This window comes from Chryseobacterium nepalense (genome assembly GCF_023195755.1).
GTDB lineage: Bacteria > Bacteroidota > Bacteroidia > Flavobacteriales > Weeksellaceae > Chryseobacterium > Chryseobacterium nepalense.
Window position 1 is genome coordinate 2,420,813 of record NZ_CP096203.1, and the last position, 24,638, is coordinate 2,445,450.

General features: G+C 35.4%; 25 protein-coding genes. 12 read left to right on the forward strand and 13 right to left on the reverse strand.

Annotated elements, in window-relative coordinates; genetic code table 11:
• The 12 genes from M0D58_RS10565 to M0D58_RS10620 all read right to left on the reverse strand — a co-directional run bounded on the left by M0D58_RS10565 (window position 1) and on the right by M0D58_RS10620 (window position 14,067).
• A complete protein-coding gene (locus M0D58_RS10565; RefSeq protein ID WP_248389062.1) occupies window positions 1-1,242 on the reverse strand; it encodes a hypothetical protein in 1,242 nt (413 codons plus the stop codon).
• Window positions 1,242-3,302, reverse strand: a complete 2,061-nt coding sequence (locus M0D58_RS10570) for a hypothetical protein (RefSeq protein WP_248389063.1) — start codon at window positions 3,300-3,302, stop codon at window positions 1,242-1,244. Before M0D58_RS10570 ends, M0D58_RS10565 begins: the two co-directional genes overlap by 1 nt.
• A gap of 15 nt (window positions 3,303-3,317) precedes the next feature.
• On the reverse strand, window positions 3,318-3,986 hold the full coding sequence (locus tag M0D58_RS10575; RefSeq protein WP_248389064.1) for a hypothetical protein: 669 nt from the start codon (window positions 3,984-3,986) through the stop codon (window positions 3,318-3,320).
• Between the two features lie 16 nt (window positions 3,987-4,002).
• The gene (locus tag M0D58_RS10580) at window positions 4,003-4,719 is read right to left on the reverse strand and encodes a DNA alkylation repair protein (protein ID WP_248389065.1); all 717 of its coding nucleotides are present in this window, start codon (window positions 4,717-4,719) and stop codon (window positions 4,003-4,005) included.
• A 2-nt stretch (window positions 4,720-4,721) separates the two neighbouring features.
• Entirely contained in the window at window positions 4,722-5,369 is a 648-nt protein-coding gene (locus M0D58_RS10585) for a DUF4919 domain-containing protein (protein ID WP_248389066.1), read from the reverse strand.
• Between the two features lie 37 nt (window positions 5,370-5,406).
• Entirely contained in the window at window positions 5,407-6,672 is a 1,266-nt protein-coding gene (locus M0D58_RS10590) for a cation:proton antiporter (RefSeq protein WP_248389067.1), read from the reverse strand.
• Window positions 6,673-6,699: 27 nt separating this feature from the next.
• A complete protein-coding gene (locus M0D58_RS10595) occupies window positions 6,700-7,332 on the reverse strand; it encodes a DUF4919 domain-containing protein (protein WP_248389068.1) in 633 nt (210 codons plus the stop codon).
• On the reverse strand, window positions 7,332-8,558 hold the full coding sequence (hflX, locus tag M0D58_RS10600) for a GTPase HflX (protein WP_248389069.1): 1,227 nt from the start codon (window positions 8,556-8,558) through the stop codon (window positions 7,332-7,334). Before hflX ends, M0D58_RS10595 begins: the two co-directional genes overlap by 1 nt.
• A gap of 315 nt (window positions 8,559-8,873) precedes the next feature.
• Window positions 8,874-10,376: a hypothetical protein gene (locus tag M0D58_RS10605; protein ID WP_248389070.1), complete on the reverse strand. Its 1,503-nt coding sequence runs from the start codon at window positions 10,374-10,376 to the stop codon at window positions 8,874-8,876.
• Window positions 10,377-10,407: 31 nt separating this feature from the next.
• Complete coding sequence (locus M0D58_RS10610; RefSeq protein WP_248389072.1) at window positions 10,408-11,040, reverse strand: hypothetical protein; 633 nt, start codon at window positions 11,038-11,040, stop codon at window positions 10,408-10,410.
• A gap of 388 nt (window positions 11,041-11,428) precedes the next feature.
• Window positions 11,429-13,153 carry a metallophosphoesterase family protein gene (locus M0D58_RS10615; protein WP_248389074.1) on the reverse strand — a complete coding sequence of 575 codons (1,725 nt, stop codon included), beginning with the start codon at window positions 13,151-13,153 and terminating at the stop codon, window positions 11,429-11,431.
• Window positions 13,154-13,290: 137 nt separating this feature from the next.
• The gene (locus M0D58_RS10620) at window positions 13,291-14,067 is read right to left on the reverse strand and encodes a hypothetical protein (protein WP_248389076.1); all 777 of its coding nucleotides are present in this window, start codon (window positions 14,065-14,067) and stop codon (window positions 13,291-13,293) included.
• A 391-nt stretch (window positions 14,068-14,458) separates the two neighbouring features.
• Between M0D58_RS10620 and M0D58_RS10625 the strand changes: the two genes are divergently transcribed.
• The 12 genes from M0D58_RS10625 (at window position 14,459) to M0D58_RS10680 (ending at window position 23,754) form a co-directional block, all read left to right on the forward strand.
• Window positions 14,459-14,695, forward strand: coding sequence for a hypothetical protein (locus tag M0D58_RS10625; protein ID WP_248389078.1), 237 nt, complete (start codon window positions 14,459-14,461; stop codon window positions 14,693-14,695).
• Window positions 14,696-14,762: 67 nt separating this feature from the next.
• Window positions 14,763-16,427, forward strand: coding sequence for a tetratricopeptide repeat-containing sensor histidine kinase (locus tag M0D58_RS10630; RefSeq protein WP_248389080.1), 1,665 nt, complete (start codon window positions 14,763-14,765; stop codon window positions 16,425-16,427).
• Between the two features lie 15 nt (window positions 16,428-16,442).
• Window positions 16,443-17,108, forward strand: a complete 666-nt coding sequence (locus tag M0D58_RS10635; protein WP_248389082.1) for a response regulator — start codon at window positions 16,443-16,445, stop codon at window positions 17,106-17,108.
• Window positions 17,109-17,254: 146 nt separating this feature from the next.
• Window positions 17,255-17,461 (forward strand): hypothetical protein, encoded by a 207-nt coding sequence (locus M0D58_RS10640; protein ID WP_248389085.1) that lies wholly within the window; start codon window positions 17,255-17,257, stop codon window positions 17,459-17,461.
• Window positions 17,462-17,470: 9 nt separating this feature from the next.
• The gene (locus tag M0D58_RS10645) at window positions 17,471-17,803 is read left to right on the forward strand and encodes a YegP family protein (RefSeq protein ID WP_248389088.1); all 333 of its coding nucleotides are present in this window, start codon (window positions 17,471-17,473) and stop codon (window positions 17,801-17,803) included.
• Window positions 17,804-17,813: 10 nt separating this feature from the next.
• Window positions 17,814-18,884 (forward strand): type I restriction endonuclease, encoded by a 1,071-nt coding sequence (locus M0D58_RS10650; RefSeq protein WP_248389091.1) that lies wholly within the window; start codon window positions 17,814-17,816, stop codon window positions 18,882-18,884.
• 13 nt (window positions 18,885-18,897) lie between these two features.
• Window positions 18,898-20,166: a hypothetical protein gene (locus M0D58_RS10655; RefSeq protein WP_248389092.1), complete on the forward strand. Its 1,269-nt coding sequence runs from the start codon at window positions 18,898-18,900 to the stop codon at window positions 20,164-20,166.
• Between the two features lie 30 nt (window positions 20,167-20,196).
• Window positions 20,197-20,712, forward strand: a complete 516-nt coding sequence (locus tag M0D58_RS10660) for an SH3 domain-containing protein (protein ID WP_248389093.1) — start codon at window positions 20,197-20,199, stop codon at window positions 20,710-20,712.
• Between the two features lie 14 nt (window positions 20,713-20,726).
• A complete protein-coding gene (locus M0D58_RS10665; protein ID WP_248389094.1) occupies window positions 20,727-21,089 on the forward strand; it encodes a DUF6804 family protein in 363 nt (120 codons plus the stop codon).
• A gap of 2 nt (window positions 21,090-21,091) precedes the next feature.
• Complete coding sequence (locus M0D58_RS10670) at window positions 21,092-21,502, forward strand: hypothetical protein (RefSeq protein WP_248389095.1); 411 nt, start codon at window positions 21,092-21,094, stop codon at window positions 21,500-21,502.
• A 3-nt stretch (window positions 21,503-21,505) separates the two neighbouring features.
• Window positions 21,506-22,852, forward strand: a complete 1,347-nt coding sequence (locus M0D58_RS10675; protein ID WP_248389096.1) for a beta-carotene 15,15'-monooxygenase — start codon at window positions 21,506-21,508, stop codon at window positions 22,850-22,852.
• A gap of 11 nt (window positions 22,853-22,863) precedes the next feature.
• Window positions 22,864-23,754, forward strand: a complete 891-nt coding sequence (locus tag M0D58_RS10680) for a hypothetical protein (protein ID WP_248389097.1) — start codon at window positions 22,864-22,866, stop codon at window positions 23,752-23,754.
• A gap of 353 nt (window positions 23,755-24,107) precedes the next feature.
• Here M0D58_RS10680 and M0D58_RS10685 read toward each other — a convergent pair whose 3' ends face one another.
• On the reverse strand, window positions 24,108-24,563 hold the full coding sequence (locus M0D58_RS10685) for an META domain-containing protein (RefSeq protein ID WP_248389099.1): 456 nt from the start codon (window positions 24,561-24,563) through the stop codon (window positions 24,108-24,110).
• Window positions 24,564-24,638: the final 75 nt, after the last annotated feature.

A 24,638-nucleotide genomic window follows, 5' to 3' on the forward strand; every position in this document is an offset into this window, starting at 1 on the left:
TTAATTGTTCTGCCATCTCAGCATCAGGGGCAGATCTTCTTTTTTAAATTGTAATCTTACATAATATTCCTGTCCTTTATTTCCGTAAAAAATAGAGCTGAGATCCGAAATTATATTTCTTTCTTTTCGGTTTAATGATTTCAGCTTCGAAAACAGTAATGTATTATTTCTGATAAAAATATAATTTGCATTGAGCCTGCGAGCAGTATTAAACTTATTTTTTGTTGAATATATTTCAAGACCGTCAGGCTTTTTCTCAATGATATTCGGCTGAAACGGAATGGCTGTAAACTGATTCTGCGCATTAACCCACTTTTTATTCTGAAAATGTTGTAATGCTTTTTCAGGGATGGGAGTTTTTAATGAAATAACATAATCAGGCTGTATGATTTTCTGAATGGTTTTCTTTTCAGTTTCATTAAAATCATCGTCGTAAGTATACGTGATGACGGTATCATTTACCTGCTTCAGGACAGCTGTTGCTTTCAATGAACTGATCTGCACAGAATCTGAAATACTTCTATTAAATACTGAAGTAATACTTTCAATATTATCCTTATTTAACTCTGCATCAATAAAGTAGTTATTTTCTTCAATTTTAGAAATAACTGATGAAAAATCTTCTTTTTGTCCGTTACTGATTTCAATATTATCCGAATTTAGATGTACAGGAAAATTCCTTATTTTATTGTTAGAAATAAATGAAATACTTCCCAGCGATCCATCAATAAACTGATCTGAGCTGAAATTTGTTCTTTGTGAAAATTCCTGAAATAATGGTTTTATATTTTCAAAAGCAGAATCGGAAGTTCCGGCAATACAATAAGTGCCTTCTATTTTGATAAAAAAATAACCTTTCCGAAACAAATCATTTCCTTTTTGTGAAAAACCATTTTGCTTTAAATAAGTAAGAAATGTTGATTTGTCTTTAAGCTCCAGAATACAATACCAATCTGAAAAGCCTGTTTTTTCCAGGTGGAAGATCTGTAAAAAATCGGGAATCTTCACTCCCGAATCTTTTACCGACATTCCTTTTTTGTCTTTTGTTTTTGATTGGAACCACTCCGAGGGATGTCCCAGAAAGCTTAACAGATACTGCCTCGTTGCCTTTTTAACATCAAGTAAAACAACAGCATCTGCATTACGAGGAATATATTTTAATTCTTTATCGGTACGATAAAGGATAAAGTATCCGCAAACGAGCAGAATCAGCAATACAAAAGCTGCTAACTTTGTTTTCATTACAGAACAGGCTGTTTTTTGTCAGCTTCATGCTGTTTGTACAGTTCATCAAAAAGATCGAAGAAGTACATCAGGCTGTTTTCAGAAGATCCTTTAATTGAATAATCGATTTCCGTCCGGATCGTATTTCCTTTAGATTCCGATTTAAAATAAATATCGCCCACATTCTTTCTCACCGTATCCAGTATTTTTCTTTCGGAGCCGCTTTTGAATTCCTTTTCCAGACCGGTCAACAGCTTCTGAACATCCAATCTCCCAGAAGCCGGATATTTTGTGGAGTCTTTCATCCAGTTTTTGGATTTTTGCCCTTGATTTTCAATATTTAATCCGTTTTCAGAGGTCATAACATATACAATTCCGTCTTTAACAGTAAAGAAAAGTTCATCCATATATCCGGAATTTTTATCTTCTTTGAAAGAATACAGGTTCCCTTTTTTAGAAAAGTTTTTTGAAGTGTTTTTATTGGCAGCAAGCAGATTGAAAATACGATTCCAATATCCTTCATTTTCAGTAGCAAAAGCGAAAATAAAATCCGGAACCACAACTTCCTTCGTTTTCTTTATTTCTTTTTCATTATAGTCATTATCATATTCATAATCAGTATACTCTACCGTTTTGGATTTTAGTTCATTAAGTACAAAAATTCCGTTTCCGGGTGCAATTTTGGAAATTGCCTCTTCATCCAGCACGATTTTAACTGTTTCCATAATCAGTTCGGTTTCTTTCTGATATTTGGAATCCCCCGCATTTTTCATCAGCGCATACATCATGTCGAAATATTTGCTTCCATCTACGTTAATTGCATAATAACCAATACTTTTATCATTGATAAGGCGGGCAAGCTTCTTATTTTTACTCCCTTTATAGATTTCTGAAACACTTTTCTGAACCTCAGGATTTTTGTGCTGATAATTATTAACCAACCTTACCTGATCTTTATCAAAATAAAGATTATACGACGAATTGGAGTTATAAGCAGAGTTGATAAGACTGCCGAATTCGTACATCTTCATCATTCTGCCATAAATGCCATTATTAACGAGGCTTCCGTAGTCTGTATAAACAAAAACATCCGATGCGGCATCCCTGGAAGCCGTCATTTCAGAAGGGACATCCAGCTCGAGATCAGAGTTGAAATACTGATCGAAAGATTCTTCCACAAGCTTTCTGTGCATTTTGAATTTTTCCGCTTTTAATGAGTCCCTTTCTTTTTTAAAATCATCGTATTCAGGAATTTGAAGATCTTCCATATCCTCTTCCGGTCCAGGCAAAGGCTCTACTTCTACAATGGGCTCCTCATATTTTTTATCCGTTGAACCCTTCTTTTCTTCAGGGTATTTGTGATGTTTTTCCAGGTATTTGACATCTTTCTGTATCTTTTCTATTTCAGCCGTATTTTCTTTGATGCTTTCTTTTAAATATTTAATATCATCTTTCAGATATTGTATTTCTTCCTTATAATCGAAGGGCTTTTCCGGTGTATCTGCATAGACACTATCTACAGCTACACTGTCTACAACAGCAGCAGCTACACTATCTATAACTGCTGCAGCACTATCTGCAACAGCTGTTTCATCCCATTTATCTTTATAAGGCTTATCGTAGCTTATCATCTTAAGAACAGCACGGCTGCCATTCCAGGCTACAAAAATATCGTCATCCAGGCTTACATAAGAATAATTCTGTTTACGGGAATTTTCCAGTCCTTTTTTCTTAATGGAATTGACGAATTCCTGAAACTTTTCTTTGTTATCAAGGATAAAATGTGCCGTGTAAGCTTTTACAGAATCATTAAAAGAAGCATAATGATATTGTGGAGCATCATATTTAATTCCTGTTTTGGAATAATCGGTCCATGAAAGTTTTGCTTTATTTTTTTTGGTTACCTCCTGCAGGATGGGGTTAAATTTTGCCCAGTTGATTTTTTTATCCAATTGTTTTCCATTGATTTCCATATAGAAAAGCACGTCTGCAGGCAATTTCATGTGCTGCTGTGCAAAAGCAAGTGAAAAACAAAACAATAAAAGAGTCACCTGTGTTTTTTGTAGTATAGAATTCATGGTGTTTAATTATAGTTATTGAAAGAGAATTGTATTTTGCAATGGTTTTTTCTGAAGAATAAGATCGGTAATATTGGCTTCCATCTTCACCGCCTTTCGGTTAGGAGAAAGTGAATACGCTGTATTCGACTGAGATTTTACGGCATTTTCAAACTGCAGTACGGAAATGTAGCGTGCATCATTGAAAATCTCCCGGTCTGCCTTGCTCATTTTATCATAATCACTTTTGAAAGTGTTTACTTTATTCCTGACAAATATTTTCTTAGCAAGATTTTGATTATAGATCTGTGTAGGAATCATTTTACCGATAATGTTTCTGGCTTTCAGCTGTTCCAGGCCTGCATTAATATTTTCAATCTTACTGAAATTACAGCTTAATTTTATGATGTAATTATCAAAATCCATGGACGTTTTTACATTGGAAATTCCAGGCGTTGATTTAAAAATTTTAGCAGCTTCGTTGACTTTCGCTTCAATTTCAGGCCTCTTCGGAACTTTTCTTCCGTTAATCGTTTCCATTTTTGAGATGGAAGCCAGTCTTGTTTTGCTTTTACTTGCATTCAGGATCAATGTATATTCGCCACTTCCGTCTGCTTTTACATTTACTTTGTCTAAAATATCAAAGCAGCTTGTGAGGATTAGCAAAGGCAAAGTCACAATGAGTATCTTTAAAGTATTTTTCATTGATTGGTTTATTTATTTAAATTCTTCCTTTCAGATAATCTTGCCGAAGTGGCTCATCCAACTTCTCAATGGCATATCTAAGGCAGGTTCTTGGCATCTGCTGATAATATTTATTTAAATACAGGATCAGCTCCTGCTTATTTTTCTGTCCCATTTCTCTAAGCATCCATCCGTTTGCCTTATGCATCAGATCGTGTGTATGGCTTAAATTCTGTGTGACAAATTCTTTCGTAAGGTCGAAAAAACCTTTTTTAATATAATACAATGTTCCTACAACTGCCATTCTTTTGTGCCACATTTCCTGAGAACCGGAAAGCGTTCTTAAAATGTCTTCTTTCTCATATTCAAAACAATATCTGCCCAGGATTTTATAACAGCTTGAATCTACAAGATCCCAGTTATTAATGTATTGCAGATGGTTCAGATAAAATGCTATAATTTCATTTTTTGTGTTTTCATCTCTTGATTTTTCAAATTTTAAAACCAGTATCAGCAAAGCTGTAAGACGGTGTTCATGATAACCGGAGGAAAGCAGTTTGCTAAGATCCGCGAAAGAGATCTGAGTATAGTATTCTTTAGCAACGGACCGCTGATCCGGAACGGTTACTCCCAAAAACAAATCTCTTTCACCATACTCCCCTTTCCCTGTTTTAAAAAATTTCGGGAAAAATTCTGCTTTTTCAGGAATCGCAAGAACATTTAAGGCTTCCAGAATCTGATGATAAATTTCCATTATTAAAAATTAAGACATCCCACACATTTAACAACTAAGCTGGCTCCTCTGTTAGAATATTCTGTCATCATTGAACTTTTATCTGTTTTCAGATCCTTTTGTTTAAAATCTCTTCCCATCATAATAATGGGTTTGGCAAAGGTCATCATATCCCCTAATGTAATAACACAGATTGGCGAATTTTCGTTTTGCCCGGTACCGCTTTCATCAATTATTTTAATAATTGTATTATTTTGCAGTATACACAGTTCTTCTTTTGCCTTTTCTCCGGCGGCATGATAAATATTTACCATAGAAGCCAGGATTTCTCTATTCAATGGATTCTTATAGTAGGCTGCTTCAGCAGCTGGAAGTACTTTTTGAGCTTTTCCTTTTGACAATCCTTTTCTCGAAGCAATTTTCCAGATCTCATCGTAATCTTTATTATAATCTGCCATACTGTATTCTGCCTCTACAAAACGGCTTCCATAATACATTTGATTCCTTTCTTCCTGAGTCAGTTTCGAAGGATCTTGTTTAAAAATTTCTAAATATTTATAAAAATTTTCCTGTGGATTTTCAACTGCATTTTTTTTAATTTCCTCAACATTAATTTGAGCAAAGCTAAATTTGAACGTTAATAAAATTAATATTATAATAATTTTTTTCATCTTCTTTATTGAATAGCAATTATCTAGCTCTGGTTATTTAAGTAATACTTTCAAGCTCTTCCTCTTCTTTGGCAATTTTATTCGGATTTGCAACTTTACCAATAGTAAGTCCCTGAACAACAATAGAAAAAACGACCACACAATATGTAATACTTAAAACAGCTGTACTGTAATCATTCTTCGGAATAGAAAGTGCCAAAGCGATGGAAACTCCACCCCTGATTCCTCCCCACACCAAAACTTTTACGGTTTGCGGACTAAAAGTTCTTTTCATAAATTTTGTCGGTCCATAAATGGAAACGAGTCTTGCTATTAATACAACAACAATAGCTGCAATCCCCGGAATCATAAAATGGCTTAAATCTTTGATTACCAATAGTTCAAATCCTATAAAAAGGAACAGCACGGCGTTCAGGATTTCATCAATTAATTCCCAAAATTTGATCAGATAATCCTGGGTAATGGATTTCATTTTAAATTTAACATTAAAATTACCCATAAATAATCCCGCAGCAACCATTGTTAAAGGTCCTGAAATATGCATCTGCCGGGCGATGAGATATCCACCCATCACGACAGAAAGAGTTACCAGTACGGAAATAATATAATCATCCACTTCACGCATAAGTCGGGAAGTTACCCATCCCAGTATTACACCCAGCAATAATCCGCCTCCGGCTTCTTTAAGCAAAAGCAGCCCGATACTTTCTACACCGAGATCTACTTCATTCCCAATGGCCAGCTGCAGAACGACCGTAAAAACGACAACAGCCATACCATCATTAAATAAAGATTCTCCTGCTACTTTCGTTTCGAGAGATTTTGACACATTGGCTTGTTTCAGGATACTCAAAACCGCTACAGGATCGGTGGGTGAAATAAGTGCTCCAAAAAGCAGGCAGTAAATGAACGGAAGCTCTATCCCCAGAAACGGAAGAATATAGAACATCCCGAAGCCTACTACAAATGTAGATATAACCACGCCTAATGTCGAAAATATAAGCACAGGGCGCAGCTGTTCTTTAAGATCGTCTATGTTAATATGGATTCCCCCTGCAAAAAGAAGGAAATTCAACATGGCTCCCATGAGCACTTCTGTAAAATCGATGCTGCTCATCAGATTATGAAGATGCCCGAAAGTTCTGGGCAGCACAGTTTCCCCGAAAGAAACCAAAAATATGGAGACTACAATAGCGATTACCATAATTCCGATAGTACTCGGAAGTTTAAGGAACCTGTAATTAAGGTATGCAAAAATAGATGCTAAAACGATTAAAGCTGAAAATGAATAATATAACTCCACTAAGCTGTTATTTTAATGTATTTTTTGTTAGAAATCAATATAAAGGACCTTTATGTAAACGGCATTGTCGTCCTTACTCCAGATGTCGAACATTCCCCCTTTTCCTGGTTTTGAGACCCTCGTATAGTCCTGACCGAGATTCAGAATATTTAGCAGGATATATTCATCTCCTACTGAATTGACCAGATATGCCGTTTTTTCAGATTTCCCGTTACCGGAACTTCTGATTGCATCCGTAAGCGTACGAAACTGACTGAGATGATGCATAAAATTGTTTCCGTCTTTTTTAGAATCATACGCCCTCAATAAGATCAGGAGAACATCAAGATTGGTAGGATCTCTTTCATAAAGGACTTTTCCCTTTTTTATACATTCATCAAAATCTCCGTTTTTAAAGGCTTCCGCAAGAGCTTTAAAATCTTCTTCTGTTGTGGAAACAAGATTACTTCCGAAATTTCTTCCGTAATACAGGTGCTGCGATTCTATCGTATCGAGAGATTTAGGATAGGCTTTATACTTGAAAATCAGCTTCTCATAATTGTATGTAGACTTTTCATTTTTAAGATCTTTCCCGATCGTTTTCAGATCAATTGCTGTTTTCTGTCCAAAGCTGAAAACCGAAAACAGCAGGCATAATAGCAAAAGGTGATGTTTTATCATTATTCAGGATTATTTTCTTCCTCGTCGTTATCAAAATATTCGAAAAGGAAATCATTGTATGGAAACCTTGATATATGGATTTTCATGACCTCATCATAGATCATCTTTTTCATTTCAGGGAAATTCTCTTTTGTAAGCGCCGAAATAAATACAGTAGGATATTTTGATTTTGCCATCCATGTGTTTTTCCATTCTTCCAGGGAAATATTTTTTCTTGTGGAAGGAGTAAGGTCGTCCTCATCTTTTTTCTCATAGCTAAAATCATCGATCTTGTTAAAAATCATGATCATCGGTTTTTGATGTGCATTGATTTCCATTAAAATCTGATTCACGGAATCAATATGATCTTCAAAGCTTTCATGAGAAATATCTACCACATGAATCAGAAGATCTGCTTCACGCACTTCATCCAGTGTTGATTTGAACGATTCAACAAGTTGTGTCGGAAGTTTCCTGATAAACCCTACGGTATCGGTAAGCAAAAACGGAAGATTCCCGATTACAACTTTCCTTACGGTAGTATCCAGTGTGGCAAATAATTTATTTTCAGCAAAAACCTCGGATTTTGAAAGCGCATTCATCAAAGTTGATTTTCCTACGTTGGTATACCCTACCAATGCTACGCGCACTACCTTTCCCCTGTTATTTCTTTGGGTTGCCATCTGCTTATCGATGGTTTTCAGCTTGTCTTTTAACAAGGAAATTCTGTCCCGGATAATCCGTCTGTCGGTTTCAATCTCTGTTTCTCCCGGACCTCTCATCCCAATTCCTCCCTTCTGACGTTCAAGGTGGGTCCACATTCTGGTTAATCGTGGCAAAAGGTATTGATATTGTGCTAACTCTACCTGAGTTCTTGCGTATGATGTGGTCGCGCGTTGGGCAAAAATATCAAGAATCAGATTGGTTCTGTCCAAGATTTTTACTTCCATCTCCCTTTCCAGGTTTTTAAGCTGTGATGGAGAAAGTTCATCATCAAAGATGACGGTTCCTATTTCATGTTCTTTTACATAATCTCTGATTTCCTGAGCTTTGCCGCTTCCTATAAATGTTTTGGAATCCGGCTGCGTTAATTTTTGGGTAAACCGTCTGTCTACAGTAGCTCCTGCGGTATATGCCAAAAACTCCAGCTCATCCATGTATTCCTGAAGTTTATCCTCATCCTGATGCTGCGTAACAACACCTACCAATACGGCTTTCTCGTAATTGTGTTCTTTCTTTTCTAGCATTAAATTCTGTCTGTATTTGTGAGATTTACAAGATACCATTTTTAGTTAAAAAAACCAAGATGAATTTTCGTGGTATTTATTGCTGATTCATATAATTTAATTCAGTTATAATAATAAGAGCAGGCTGTCCAAAAACAGCCTGCTCAATTGTCACCTGAAAGTGTGTTAAATACTTAGAGTTTTAGATCTCTGCAAACCTGATGATCAGAATTATCAAGGTTACATTAATAATTTAAATATTTTTAGAAATTGATTAAATAATTAACAATCTGCTTAATTTAAAGCTTTAACCATGAATTTTATGCCATTTTACACTTATTCTAATTTTTCAATAAATATGGTAATGCTTGAAGTGACAGCAGGGAAATCTCCGGAAGCCGAAAACGAAGGATATCCTACAAACGAAACTCTGTAGATTTCATTACGGCCAAAAAGACTTATGTAATTGACCGCAGAATCTCTGTTTCCCGGATTGAAATTATCTGAAAAGTTTGTCCAGACATCAGCTTTAGCATCTCTTAATGCAAAAGAAGCAGAATCATTGTCTCCTGTTCCTGCTTTTTGCATCCAGACAGAAGCCCGGTCACTAAAACCATTAATTCGGAATTGTGGGGTTGCTACCGAGCCCGTTCCATTATACCTTACAGAAATATTCCCAATTGTTGTAATAGAAGTGGTAGGTGTACTTGCATTAATCGGTACGGTTTTACGTACATAAATTAGATTCGAAAAGTTACTATTTTGCCCTATAGAAACGCTACAGTTTGTTCCGAGAAAAGAGATAGGAACAGGAATGCTTGTTGGTGAAGTAAAATTGGGAACCCCGGACACAGAATATGAAATAGTTCCGTTTCCATAATTTAAGCTTCCGGGATTTAATGTGAAAGTAAGTCCATTTTGTGTAAAAGAAGGCACAGCAGTATATGAGCCACCATTCCCTCCTGAATAAGGCACCGTTAATGTTCCGCTATAAGCTACACCTGAAACAAAAGTTAATGGAAATATACTTGCTCCGCTACAGTTTAGTGCAGCAACGGAAGGAGCTACTGTAGTATCATTATTTAAGGATCTCCATTCTGTACCGTTCCAGAATACAAATCCCTTATAAGTAAGTGAACCCTCACCGGTATTGTAAACCATTAATCCAATGGCCGGAGAAGGAATCGTAACCTGATCATTAACGCTTGTAAGGGCCACTCTCGGAACAAGTATTCCTTTATTGGAAGCTGTGAGATCCAGCAACGCACTGTTGTTGGGCGTATCGGTTCCTATTCCTACCGATCCGTTATCTTTGGCAACAAAATCTGTTCCCGCGGCTCTGGTCGTTCCGTCAGCATTGGATGCCAGTTTTACGCTGTTGGTAGCAGTATCGTTTACCCATGCGTCATTGGTTGTATCTGTACCTGCATTTCCCATAGGCCTCCATTGTCCTCCTTTTATGTTCTTATTTATAGCACCATTAGGGTTGTAAAAATAATAAAAGCCCGGGGAAACGGCGGTGGAAGTAGATGGACGGTTACCCGTAGTCAGAGTATTACCGGTAGAACGGTTGTATACGATCATCCCGTCAAAGTATGTACGAAAGGTTACTCCGTCTGCCTTCGAAAGAATAAACTCAAAATTGACAAGATCTACACTGGGAATTACAATTCCTTTACTCCTATTATTCGTTTCCCCCGCCTCTGCACTATAATTTGTACTTGCGTCCAGAATTACATTTGTTTCAGTAATGGACGGTGCCGGTACACTGTTGGTAAGTATCTGTGATTTTGCTGCAACTGCAAAAAAAGCAGTTGTAAGTATAAATATTTTTTTCATTCCTTGTTTTGTTTATATGTTATGTAGTAATTTAATAAGACCCCCTCAACCAGCCATTTCCTCCCCATATAAATACCGCTCCGCGAGTATTTTGTAGCGTGTAGTCAACAGTTACAGAAAGATCATCGATATATCTTATATCAAAATTGTTTCCGCTATTGTTCTGTATGTAAAGAACCTTTCCAAGATCTGTTGCTGTAAGAGCTGTAAGATTAAATCTGGGTGACGGCGCCGAGGTAATAATCGAAAGGGTATTTATTGATTTTGAGATATCTGACGCCACAAGGCTACTGTAAGACGCGCCCACTCTTTTTATAAGACTACTGCTTGCTATGTTGGATGCATCTACCCCTATTTTTTGCCAGACGCTGCCATCAAAATAATAATATCCTTGCGAAGAGATATTTGCTGTTTTAGCACTTGGTGTGGTAACTGCCGCAGTAGCATAAATAATAGCACCTGTCTGTGCTGCTTTATACTGGCCATCTCCCGCCTGGATCTGGTCTCCCGTTAACCGTGGGGCAATAATTCCCTGCGGGCTGCTTCCATCGGTAGCTTTTGCCGTAATATCCAAGGTTGCCTGGGGAGAAGTATTATTAATACCTACCTGTGCACAAATTGAAAGGCTGAATAAAAAACCAGCCAAAATCATAATTTTTTTCATGTCTTGTTGTGTTTATAAAAAAGGTTTTTAATTAATATTAGAGTGCAAATGATAATTTTAACACAAAGGAAAGCACCAAATCCATGCTTATAGATCGAGCATGATCAATATCTTAAGAATTATTTGAAACTTATCTTTTTATACTGATGTATAAATCATGTTATCAATAATGAATCTCTGAAGTTTAACGATTGTGAAGAGAAACTTGTTTTCATACAGTGCAAAAATGCACGTACGAGCAATCGAACAGGAAGCTGTAACGTTTTCATCATAAGTGTTTTAATTGTTTTTAAAATTGCCTTTTAAGACTTTGTGCAAATATAATAAAATTATAACGGTATACAATAATTCTAACACAAAGTGATTTTTTTATTTTCAAATTCCCTTATTACAAGCGGATTACAGCATTCTTTTTAAGATTGATTTCAAAATGATCTGCAGGATCTCCGCTGGAAAGAAGTGACATAATTTTAAAAATTTTTTTAAAATTTATAAGCAGGGGATTTTGGCCTTTATATATTGAAAATATTTTTTCAAGAATCTTATATTGCTGAAGCCTCTCCCGGGACATATCTTTTTTTGCAAGTTCATCTGCTGATTGAAATTTATATAAATCCAGAAGAAGATCTTCCGTTTTCCATTTTCTGAACGCTTCCGTATCAATCTCACTTTTTTTTAAGTCTTCATTATTTTGTATTAACAGAAGAATATCCTTACCGCTAAAATTTCTTGTCCTTTCTATAAAGTCCTTCGGCCAATCGTACGGAATCATTCTCAATCGCACAAGTTCCTTAAGATGAAAGAGCATAAAATCGTGGTAAGACACAGATTTCAGGATATTTTTATTCCAGATTGTTCTATCTGCCGATTCCTGCAAAGTATTGTATTCTTTTTCATACAGCGGAAATAGCTCATTAAAGCGCGGAACATCATTTAAAACTTCTGTATGAATTTCCATTAAACCAGGAGAATGTATGGTAAGTATTTTATAAGCAGGAATGTAAGCCGCCAGTGACGGAACCTGAATGTTTACCAGAATTTTACCGTTAATAGTCCGTATTCCCGTGTCATTGATATGCATATGACCTGCAAAATGAATTTGAAGACCTGCTTCTGCAAATACTTTCGCCACCTCTTCTTCAGGCACCCTTTCCATCTGCCATTTTTTTTCACCTAACAGGCTCTTTATTTCCTGAGTTGCACCATCATTGAAATCAATCATGGGATAATGGGTAAATGCAATGACGGTTTTACCATTTTTTTTCGCCTCGGCCATTGTTCTTTTGACCCAGTCAATCAGATGCTTTTTGTGCGTAAGCACATTATTGTAGCCCACACTTGCACCCTTGTAATTTTCCGGATCTTTCGAACTCCCGTTTAAATTCCGGGGAATATATGTATTTCCGTCAATGGCCATCAGCCAGACTCCTTTTACCGGCTCTGTAACATAGCTGAGATCAGGAACGGAAAAATTTTGTGCAACGTTGTACATCCTTTTGGTATAAGCTGCATTTTGCAAGGCTTTTTCGTAGGAATAGTCTTTGGAAGAATATGGTGTAAATGGTGTGCTCCAGAACAAGTGCTGTTTTTTAGGGTAAAACCCGAAATCTTTGAGCTCATCCATGATTTCCAGGTACCCTGATTCTGCGATATCCCGGGTGATGATTTTATGATCTGTTTTTCCAATATTTTCTTTGCTATAAATACCAAGTTGATTACCATCCTCCCCCAGAAAATCATCTTTTCCTCCTTCCTGCCGGAACGGACCCACCGGATCGTGGTTGCCTGTTGTAAGGTAAAACTCGATCCCGAATTTTTCATGATATTCGGCCAGAATTTTATGCAGCCCGCGGAGATTATAAGCCTGTCCGTCATCTGAAAAATCACCGGGCATGGCTACAATTTTAATTCCTTTTTTAGCAATATCATCTAAAGCTTTCAGGAATGCAAAATAGTTTTCGTTAAAAATCCGCGTAGAATGCAGCTGTGCATCCATGGTCCTGAGAATCGTTGGCTTACCGGTTGTCGGATTGACGATTCCTTTAAAATCATTATCGGAAAAGCTTCCGTACAGATCCTGAAAATGAATATCCGAGAGAAAGGCAATCTGCACCGGCTTCTGTTGCGCCGGAAATAATGAAAAAACAAATATTAAAAACGAGAAAATTCCTTTACACATCTTAAAAAAGACGAAGGTAAAGGAATACTTCAGGAAGGAGTTTAATGGAGTTTTAAATAATTATGAAGAAATTATTCTCCTCCATAGGTTTCTATGATATATTCAGTTGCTTCTTTTAAGGTCTTCCCGTTTTCCGGATTTCTCCCAAAGCTTGTAAAAAACTCTACTTCATTGTTGCTTTTATCGTACCAGACTTTGTGTAAAGCATTATCTACAGTAAGCGTATCGGGTCTCATGATTTTTTTCTGATATATAAATTCCTTTGGATCCATAGGTATTACATGAACTTGAGGCCCCACATAACTGCTGTCGGTTGCCATATACCGGTCTTTATCCCAATACATAAAAGGTTTGTCTGTGGCGGGAGAATTCCAGTCAGACAAAAGACTTATTGCCGGAGGTTTTTTACCATTTGAAAAAACCACACCTCCTGTGACAAGGAGTAAAACAAAAGCCATTTCTACAATTCCTAAACCATTTTTCTTGAAAAAGTCCGGCATTGTGAAAATTGGTTTATTAATAATTGTAATTACAATCTTAGAGATTGCCTGTTGAATTGTATATTCAATTGTTTTCCATTCAGAACAATACTTACCAAAATCATCATATCCCAAGTATTTACTTAAATTGTCTAAAGTTGATCTCTTAATATTATAATCCTCTTCGTTTTCAACTATTGCTTTATAATAGTTTTCAAAGGTCTTATAGCTCAATCTCTCATGATTATCTTGTAAAACTCGTTCAAGATGTAAGAGTATTCCATTAAATGATGTCTCTGTCGCTTCCTCTGAAGCTTTCTTATAAACATCTTCCAGTAATTTTTTTTTCTCTGATAAATATTTTGACATACGCATGATTATTATTGATCCGAAAATTATAAAGAATTTAATCAACAGCATTACGGTTTTCCGTAGATCTCACTGAAAAAACTTTCCAGAAACTTTCCAAAAACTTTCTAACCCTTGCCCTTCCTTTCGTTGTTACTTTGCCATAGAAATCAGTGAGAAACAAAACATTAAAACAAACAGACAAAAACAAATTTACAAAACTGATTTCAAAAATCACCAGATAAAACGGAAGAAAACTCCGGGTTGGGAAGCAGATGTTTCTCTTCCGTTTTTGAAGGTTCACTTCCCAAAAAATTTAAGAAGCGCTTCGAAATTTTTACCGTGTAACACTGTCTGCGATCGGTTTCGCAGGGAAGAACACGAATGCTTTAACAATTAAATTTTTTGACACATGTTACAATTCATATTAATGCTATTAGGTTTAGCATTCGGACACCATAATGCCCATACAGCAAAATGCAACGACGATAATAACGGACAACCAATCACGCAATATTCTCCCACTGATGGAACAGACCCAGGTACAGGAACTGATCCGGGAACGGGAACAGGAACAGGAGAAGATGGAACAGGCGGTCCAGTAGGAGGAAATACAGGACAAACTCCACCTCCATTCACACATCCATAATTTTTTTATTAGGACAGATTGCATAAATCTGTCCTTTTTGTTACTTTGCACTGAAAACTAATCTACTATGAAAAAAATAATACTAATCATATTATGTTTGTTTATAAATTCTTGTAAAAAAGAAAATAGCATTCAAAATAATTCTTCCATTCTTACAACCAATCCGTTTCTTGAAAAAGCAAAACTATTTCGAAGCAAAAAATTATCAGATTCAGCCTTTATATATTTCAATTTAGGTAAAAATTCATTTTTAGAAAATAATGATTCTTTGGGAGCAGGGCGTGCGTTAGTAAATATGGCAATTATCCAGACGGATAATGGAGATTTTTTAGGAGGAATTGAAACTTCTTTAGAAGCACAAAAATACATCAAACAAAAACAGGACATCAATGTTTTAAAAACTTTAGCATCAAATTATAACAATTTGGGTATCGCTTCTAATTATCTTAAAAATTATGATCAGTCTGTAAAATATTACAATGAAGCAATAAAAAATGCCGTTGATAAAGAAAACAAATATGTTTATTACAATAATATTGGCGATATATTAACCACTCAGGGAAAATATAAGGAAGCAATACCATATTTAGAAAAAGCTATACTGGCAGATAGTATTATCAATCATGCAAGAGCATTAAACAATCTTGCAAAAGCAAAATATCTTTTAAATAAAAACTATAACCCTGTTCCTGAATTTTACCAAGCATTAGAAATAAGAAAAAAAATAAATGATGGAGAAGGTCAAAACTCCAGCTATGAAACCTTGTCCACCTATTATTTAGATAAGGATAAAACACGTTCTCTAAATTTTGCCAAAATGATGCTTAAGGCTGCTACTAATAATAAAAGTCCTGATGATCAAATGTTAGCATTGCAGAGAATTATTTCATTAGAACCGGCTACTTATTTGAAAAACTTTAACCGATTAAATACTATTAGTGACAATATTCAAACTGAAAGAAATCGGAATAAAAACCAATTTGCTATTGTAAGATATGACTTGGAGGGTGAACGAGCAAAAAATCAGACTTTAAAAGCAGAAAGGGCGCAACAAGACAACCAAATTCTTCTTCTTTTGATGGCTTTAGTTCTATCATTTGCTATTATTATATGGTTCAGGAAAAGACAAATACGTTTAAAACAAGAAAAAGAACTCGAAATCAAAAACACGCAGCTCAAAATGTCTAAAAAAGTGCATGATGTAGTGGCGAACGGTATCTATCAGGTGATGACGAAAATTGAAAATCAGGAACATTTCGATAAAGTAAAAGCCCTGGACGAGCTGGAATTCGTGTATGAAAAGTCGAGAGATATTTCTTACGAAAAAAGTGATGATTCAACTGAGGAGAAAAACTTCAGCGAGAAAATATCGGAGCTGATCGGTTCTTTTAAAAATGAATCTGTTAATACCTACATTGCCGGAAACGAGAAGAGCCTTTGGGAAAATATAAGCAAGAATACAGAGAATGAGGTATATCAGATCATTCGTGAACTTCTTGTGAATATGAGAAAGCACAGCGGCGCAAGCATCGTTTCTTTCAGGTTTGAAAAAAAAGAAGATGTGATCAGCATAAGCTATTCGGACAACGGAATCGGAATTTCTGGTGATGTATTATATAAAAATGGCCTCTCTTCTACGGTTTCCCGTATAGAAAGTATTCATGGAGCAATTATTTTTGACACGAAAACTGAAAAGGGACTGAAGATCAATATCTCATTTCCCGTTTCTTAAAAAAAAACTAAAACAATGTTCAAAAAAATTTTAATTGCGGAAGACCATGAAAGCATCAATATTTCCGTACAGAAAACGTTGGAGGATCTCAATATTCCGAATGTAGACTACGTATATTATTGTGATGATGCGTTGGCAAAAATTCAGAAATCCATACGCGAACAACAGCCTTATGACCTTTTGATCACGGATCTTTATTATGAAGAAGATCATCATCCCCAACAGATCAAAGACGGAAGAGAACTGATTGAGAAAATCAGGGAAATTCAGCCTTCATTAAAGATCATCGTATTTTCTGCCGAACACAAATCCGGAATTATTGATTCTCTTTTTAAAGATTATCACATCAACGGTTATGTCCGTAAAGCACGAAATGATTCCAAGGAGCTTAAAAAATCCATCGCTTCGGTGTATATCAATGAAAATTATTTGTCGCTTGATCTGAAGCAGGATGTTAAAAAGCTGAACAGTTATGAGTTTTCCGCATATGATATTGCACTGGTTTCGCTTCTTTCAAAAGGAATTCTCCAAAAAAACATTCCGACACACCTTCAGGAAAAAAATATTAAGCCCAACAGCCTGAGCAGTGTTGAGAAAAAACTTAACGGTCTGAAGGAAGATCTGGAAGTCACCAGCAATGAGCAGCTCGTAGCCTTTTGTAAGGATATCGGGATTATTTAAATCATTTTTTTGCACCCATTTTTAATGAAGCCTTTCAATTTTTTTGAAAGGTTTTTTCTTTTTTTCCGGTTTTACGGATTCCCGTAAGGTTTGGTTTTGAAAGGGTTATACTTTTGGAATGTTAAACAAATAAATACATTATTATCATGAAAAAGTATTACGTCAACAAAAAAGCACAAAGTAATGGTGATCATGAAGTGCATCATGAAAATTGCACCTTTCTTCCTTCTTTAGAAAACAGAAAATATCTCGGCCTATTTTCATCTTGTGATGATGCTGTTAAAGAAGCAAAGAAAGATTATTCAAAAGCAAACGGTTGTTATTACTGTTCAACATCCTGTCATACAAGCTAAAATATAACCATGGGAAAATTTATTATCACTCAGAGAATCAACAAAGAGTATCATTTTAACCTAAAAGCCGGAAACGGTGAAATTATTTTGACTAGCGAAGGCTACGTTCAGAAAGCATCCTGCCAGAAAGGAATCGAATCGGTAAAAGTAAATTCTCAGGATGATTCCAAATATGACCGAAGAGTGGCCGTGAACGGAAAAGATTATTTTGTTCTAAAAGCAAGGAATGGCGAGATTATCGGAAAAAGCCCGCTGTATTCCTCGAAATCAGGAATGGAAAACGGAATTGCTTCTGTAAAATTCAATGCTCCCACCGCAGCTATTGTAGATGAAACCCTTTAATACTAATTCTATGGATCTTAAAATTAAACTTGAACAGCTTCATCAGAAAGTGATCGGTCTGAAAGATCAGATCGGAACTGAAGAAGCTACAAAAAATGCTTTCGTCATGCCTTTCATACAGATATTAGGGTATGATATTTTTAATCCGACAGAAGTTGTGCCCGAACACGTGTGCGATATCGGAACCAAAAAAGGAGAAAAAGTTGATTACGTAATCCGCAACAATGATGAGCCGATTTTCATTATAGAATGCAAACACTGGAAAGAAAGCGCCGACGCTCACAATTCTCAACTGCACAGGTATTATCACGTTTCCAAAACAAGATTTGGTGTATTGACCAACGGAATTGTTTACAACTTCTATACGGATCTTGAAAAACCCAATATCATGGATGAAAAGCCTTTTTTCACGATTAATATTGAAGATCTGAAAGACAGCTCCATCAAAATCCTGGAGAAGTTTACCAAAAAAGATTATAACCTGGAAAGTATTCTGGATTCTGCCGAAGCTTTAAAATACATCAAAGCCATCAGGAAAGAATTTGAAAAAGAAATTGAAAATCCTACCGATGAAATGGTAAAACTCTTGGTCGGTCGTTTTTTCGAAAAACCATTAACCGCCAACAGAATGGTTTCTTTTAAGGAATATGCAAAAAAAGCATTAGCAACATCAATTAATGAATCCATCAGTTTCCGTTTGAAATCGGCATTGAGCATTAATGAGCAGATTGAGAAAAAAGAAGAAGAGGTAAAAACTTCCCAGCCGATTGACAGCAATAACGATTCTAAAATTGTAACCACAGAAGAAGAGCTGGAAGGCTTTCAGATTGTAAAAGCAATCTTAAGAGAAAAAATTCCTTCTTCGCGCATTGCGTACAGAGATACCCTCTCCTATTTCGGGATTTTACTGGATGACAACAACCGAAAGCCGCTGTGCAGGCTACATTTCAACACAACAAACAAATATCTGGAAACATTCCATAACGGAAAGGAAGCAGGAGAAAAAATTTTATTGAATACTCTTGATGAGATTTATAACTACAGAAATCAGCTTCATCAGACTTTAGAAAATTATAATTAAAAATAAATTAACCATGAAAACTTTTTTACTTATACTTAAAATTTTACGGTGGTTTTTGGGGATTCTGTTTCTCTTAATAGCTTTAGGATTATTGATAGAGCAGGAAATTGGAGCTTCAACAATAGTATTGATAATGGCAGTATTCATAATTCCTTTAAGTGCACAATTTATTGTTAATAAATTATATCCCAGCTTTGATAGAACAAATAGAATTCTACGTTCTATAAATTATTCTGAATACAATACGGTTTTATCTACTTATCAACAAAATGTCTTACTATTAAAAAAGCCATTAAGCGAAAAGAAAAATATGAAATGTGGAATAAAAATTTATCATCATACTCTATCTTCTATAATTAGCAATTTCCATATCAATGCTCTTGAAGTAAATATTTTAAATGATATAAAAAATTATTTCAATTTATCTGATCAGCAAATATATACTGAAAAAAATAAGCTTGCGGAAAAAACATTGAAAAGCCTTATTCAAAAGTGTTATGATGATAATAGGCTAACAGATGCAGAAAATCAACAAATAATATCCCTTTCAACATTTCTTCAATTTCCTCGGGACAGAACTGAAGCCATAAAAAATAAAGTTGCTTTTTCTTTATTTAATAAAATACTGGATGAAAAAATTTCAGCCGAATATCTGTCCCCTATAAAAGAAACTGAGCTCAAACAAATAATAAGAGATTTAAAAATTGATCAATACAATATAAAAACATTTATCTCTGAGAGAAAAATCAGAAAATTAAAGCATGCTAAATTACTGTGGAATTTAGACCACGGTATTTTCCCCATCATCTATAATCCTCCAATATTATTAAATAGAGATGAAGTTTGTTATATAAATATTAACGCTACACTTATAGAGAATAAAATTGTTCACACAGGTTATTCTCGTTCCAGTTCGAGCGTATCTTTTAGAATTGCAAAAGGCGTAAATGCCAGAGTAAGAGGAGGAAGGTACCGCCCTGTAAAAGAGAATGTAAGACAAATATATCCCGGAAATTTATTTTTAACAAGCTCAAGATTAATTTTTAATGCAGGAGGAAAAAGCTTTCAAATTCCATTTAATAAATTAATTTCTTACGAAAGACAGGGATCAAATTTTGAGTTTATCGTTCAGAACAAGAATTATTTGCTACGCCTGAATCACATAGATCATGAAATATTGTCTATTGGTATACGCAGTGCAACCAGACAATTTAAGGACAGCAACGATCAAATAAAAGCAAAGGCAATGAGAGAAATATCTACAAATGAAATCCTTATATAATTCTAAGTACTCAATATTAAATAACAAACCATGAAAAAACTAATACCCTTCATCATACTCACCTTCAGTTTATTTCTATTGCATTCATGTGTAAAAGCGAATGACAGCATAGGACACGACGGACGTTGTACAGGCTCTGCCTATTGTACAGCATGCACCAATTGTTCAAGATGTGGACATTGCGGAAGCGGCGGGACCTGCGGCGTCTGCAGCGGAAGCTCTTCAGGCAGAAGTACATCTTCCGGAACTCACAAAAAAAGTAAGCCTAAAAAACACAAAACTTCAGGTTCTTATACATCTTCAAAAGCACCATCAAATAAAGCTCCGAAGGTTGAACTGAATGTAAATATCAATTCCAGCAACAGGTATATCGCAGGAATTAGTGAAACTAAAATTTATGAGAAGCCTTCACTCAAGTCTAACGTTGTAACTATCGTTTCCAAAAATGCCAAACTGATCCAGCTTTCAAAGAAAGGCTCATGGATTAAAGTAAAGGTAAAAGCAAACGGAAAGATAGGGTATGTATATTCAAAACATGTAAAATAATTTAACCAACAACCATGAAATACCTCATCATAATTGCTGCCATTCTGTGCTTCATCAGTATTTTCGAATGGCCTTACGGATACTATATTTTCCTCAGGATCTTAGTTTCATTTATGGCACTTGTCATTATCGTTAATGAATTCAGAACCAGAAGCTTTTGGCTGATTGCTTTTATGTTGATCTTTATCATATTCAATCCCATCTTTCCGGTTTATCTTTATCTGAAACCGCTATGGATCATCATTGACTGTATCGTCGGACTTTTATTCCTGTATTACTTCTACTCATTAATTCCGAAGAAAAAAAACAAAATAACCGAAACAATTGACACAAAACACGAAGAAATTCCAAAAACAAGAGACAGAATAATTAAATAACTATGGAAACCAATCAATTAACTGAAAATTTAAAGGCTCATTTTCTCAGATTATATCAAATGGCAATCTGCGATGACGACTTTAGTCCTTTAGAACTTAAAATGCTGTATAAAACAGCCGAAGAAAGAGGAATCTCCTCCAAGAAACTGGACGAAATCCTGCTAAACCCTATTAATTCCAAATCATTAATTCCGGAAACGATTGAAGAAAAAGTAGAATACCTCTTCGATCTTACCGTCATGATCTGGGCAGACGGAGTTGTTACCGAAAACGAACTATCAGCGCTCAATAAATATGTTGCCCTTTTCGGCTTTATGGAGGAAAATGTCAAAGATATTGCAGATTATTTTATTGAAGCGGTAAAACAAGGAAAAACCAAACAAGATATTCTTAATGACCTAAAAAATGAATGACTTATGAATCCAATGACCGCCAATATTAAAAATCTTTTCAGATTGAAACCTGTTCCTGCAGACAATCCGAAAAATGAACCTGTAAAATTCGAGATTGAATCCAACACTGAATCTGCGGAGGAAAGCAGGAGAAGGACCTATCATGAATCCGGATACAGGGACAGCTCCAGAAACAACGGAAATCATACGGCTTTATCAATTTGCCTCGATGCCATTTATTCTAAATTTCAGAATGAAGAAAAAGAGCTGGGCGACAAACAGCATAAACTGAAAGAACCTTATCTCAATGAGCAGAAGAATAAAGAAACTGAAATCAAAGGTCTTACCGTATCGCTGGACAATAAAGAGGATCAGCTGAAAAAAATAGGTGAAGATATCGAAGCAGTACAGGAAACCATCGAAAAAATAAAATTTGAGATCAATGATCTTCCAAGAAATCCTGAAAGCTATAATGTAAAAGCTACAAAAGGGGCATCAACGAAGTTTTGGATAGGGCTGATTATCTTAATTCCCATCAGTCTTTACCTGTTCGCATTTTATATTTCCACGTCCTACTCTGCGTTTTTTAAAAATTTTGATGCCAATAATAACATCATCCAAAGTGTCTTGGATGCACAGGCATTCAACAAAGCATGGGCAGAAGGTCCTCTGGAAGGAGCTTTTGTTACCCTGATTCCTTTTGTATTTCTGGGTTTGGGATATTTGATCCATATGTTTGGTGAAAACAAAAACTTCGTTAATTACGCTAAAGTTGCACTCCTCTTTATGATCACCTTCGTGTTCGATGCCATTCTGGCGTATGAAATTGAATCAAAACTATATGAGCTTAACAGAACGTTCAATTCTCCTCCGTTCGATCTTTCCATTGCATTTACCAAAAATCAGTTTTGGGGAATTATCTTCGCCGGATTCATTGTATATATTATATGGGGGCTTGTATTTGATTTCGTGATGAAAGAGCATAAAGAAAAAGACAAAATAAAACACGAACAGACCAAGAGACAAAAAGATATCCTGATTCACAAAGAAAAAATAGGAGATCTTGAGAAACAGAAAGAAGAAGTACGTCAGGGCATAGGAAGCATCAAAGAACTTATTGCGAAAGCAAAAGGCAGGATTGAAGAGCTTCAGAACATTATTGACGGAACCATTATTCCCACCAAAGATTATAAACTCTACGCTTCCGAATATATGCAAGGATGGATTACGTTTATTAATGAAAAGCTTGTGGTTTCTTACCCCATAAAGCAGGAAATGATTGAAGAATGCAAAAAGCAATACACCTATAACCTCAATAAAGTAGGTGCAAATTCGGAAAGTCAAAATACGGTTTACATGTCTGTACTATAAAAACTTATGCTATGAAAAAACTACTCTATACTGTAATGGCTTCCGTATTATTGATTGCGTGCGGAAAACCCAAAGATCCCGTATCACAAACCATTAATTCTGTAGATACCAAGAACATAAAAGACCTGAATATAAGTATCCTGATTGACCTTTCAGACAGAATTGATCCTCAGAAAAATGCCAATCCTACCATGGAATATTTTCAGCGAGATATTGAATATATAAAAGCTATTGATAAAGGATTTCTGGATCATATCAAAACGAAAAAAATGATTCAGCTTAATGACCAGATGCAGGTATTCTTCAATCCTGAGCCTTCAGATCCTAAAATGAATGAGCTTACCAAAACCCTCAAAGTTTCTTTCGACAGGAATACTACGAAAGACAATATTGATAAGGTTGAAAAAACCTACTCATCACTGCCGTCGCAGATTTATCAGTCGGCAATACAGGATAAAAAATATATCGGTTCGGATATCTGGGAATTCTTTAAAAACAAAGTAAAAGATTATTGCATTAAAGATAATCACAGAAATATTCTTTTCATTCTTACCGATGGATATATATATCATAAAGATTCCAAATTTTCAGAAGGTAAAATGACATCTTACCTTACTCCTGAACTTATTAAATCTTTAAAACTTACTGCTTCAGATTATAAATCCAGGATCCAGTCTGAAAAATTAGGTTTTATTAAAGCCAGCGACGACCTTGACAATCTTGAGGTAATTGTACTGGGAATAAACCCTGTAAAAGGAAACCCATTCGAGGAAGATGTCATCAAAGAATACTGGGAAAACTGGTTCAAGGAAATGAAAATCAAAAACTATCAGATTAAATCCGCCGATCTCCCTTCTAATCTGGAACCGATTATCTTAAAGGTAATTTCCGGGAAAAGCTAAAAACACAATTACTATATCACCTAAACCATTTAAAGAATTAGAATGACAACCTTGGTGGTAAAGATGTTTTCATTTAAATGGTTTTTATTTTAAAATGTCAGTTTAGACTTAAACTGACTTTTGATTTAATTTAAACTGACAGATTAAACTCAAAAAGATTTGTGTTTTAGTTTAAACCGGGAGTTTAGACTTAAACAAACTTCTGATTTAATTTAAACTGACAGATTAGACTAAAACAGATTCATGTGAGCGCTTAATCTGCTAGATTAAATTAAATCAGATTCCTTTGAGGGTATGATTTGAATACTTAAAGCTTAAATAAAAAGCGAAGAAAATATTTCTCCGCTTTTATTTTAATCCCAGTCGGCTGCAATAAATTCCATTTGATTTCCGTCATCATCAGAAAGTGTAAGAACATGTCCTTTTACAGAGTAATTTGTCATATTCCTGAACGCTTTAGAGAAATCCGTTTCCAGTTTCATATCCTGGCAGGCTTTCAGAGTAGACCCGATCTCTGATATTTTTACACCGCCGTCATTCTTAAACTCAGAAGTAAAGAACATACTGTTGCAGCCCATGAATGCTGTTCCTTTAATTTTTCCTTTCTCCTGCTTTTCCGTGAGGTTAATTTTTGCATTTTTTGCGATCAGATCAGATTTGGAATAGGCCCCGAAAGTGATAAGCATCCATTCCCTGTGAACCGGCGAATGAAGGTCGGTGTTTTGTGATGTATTGCTGTTTACAACATGACAATTCAGTAATATTCCTGAAAATAAAACACACAAAACCGAAATGAATATTGTTTTCATAGGCGTTTGAAATCCAATTTCATACCATTCCGGGTCCAGAATACGGTAAAAATTAGTAAATTAGCGACACAAAAA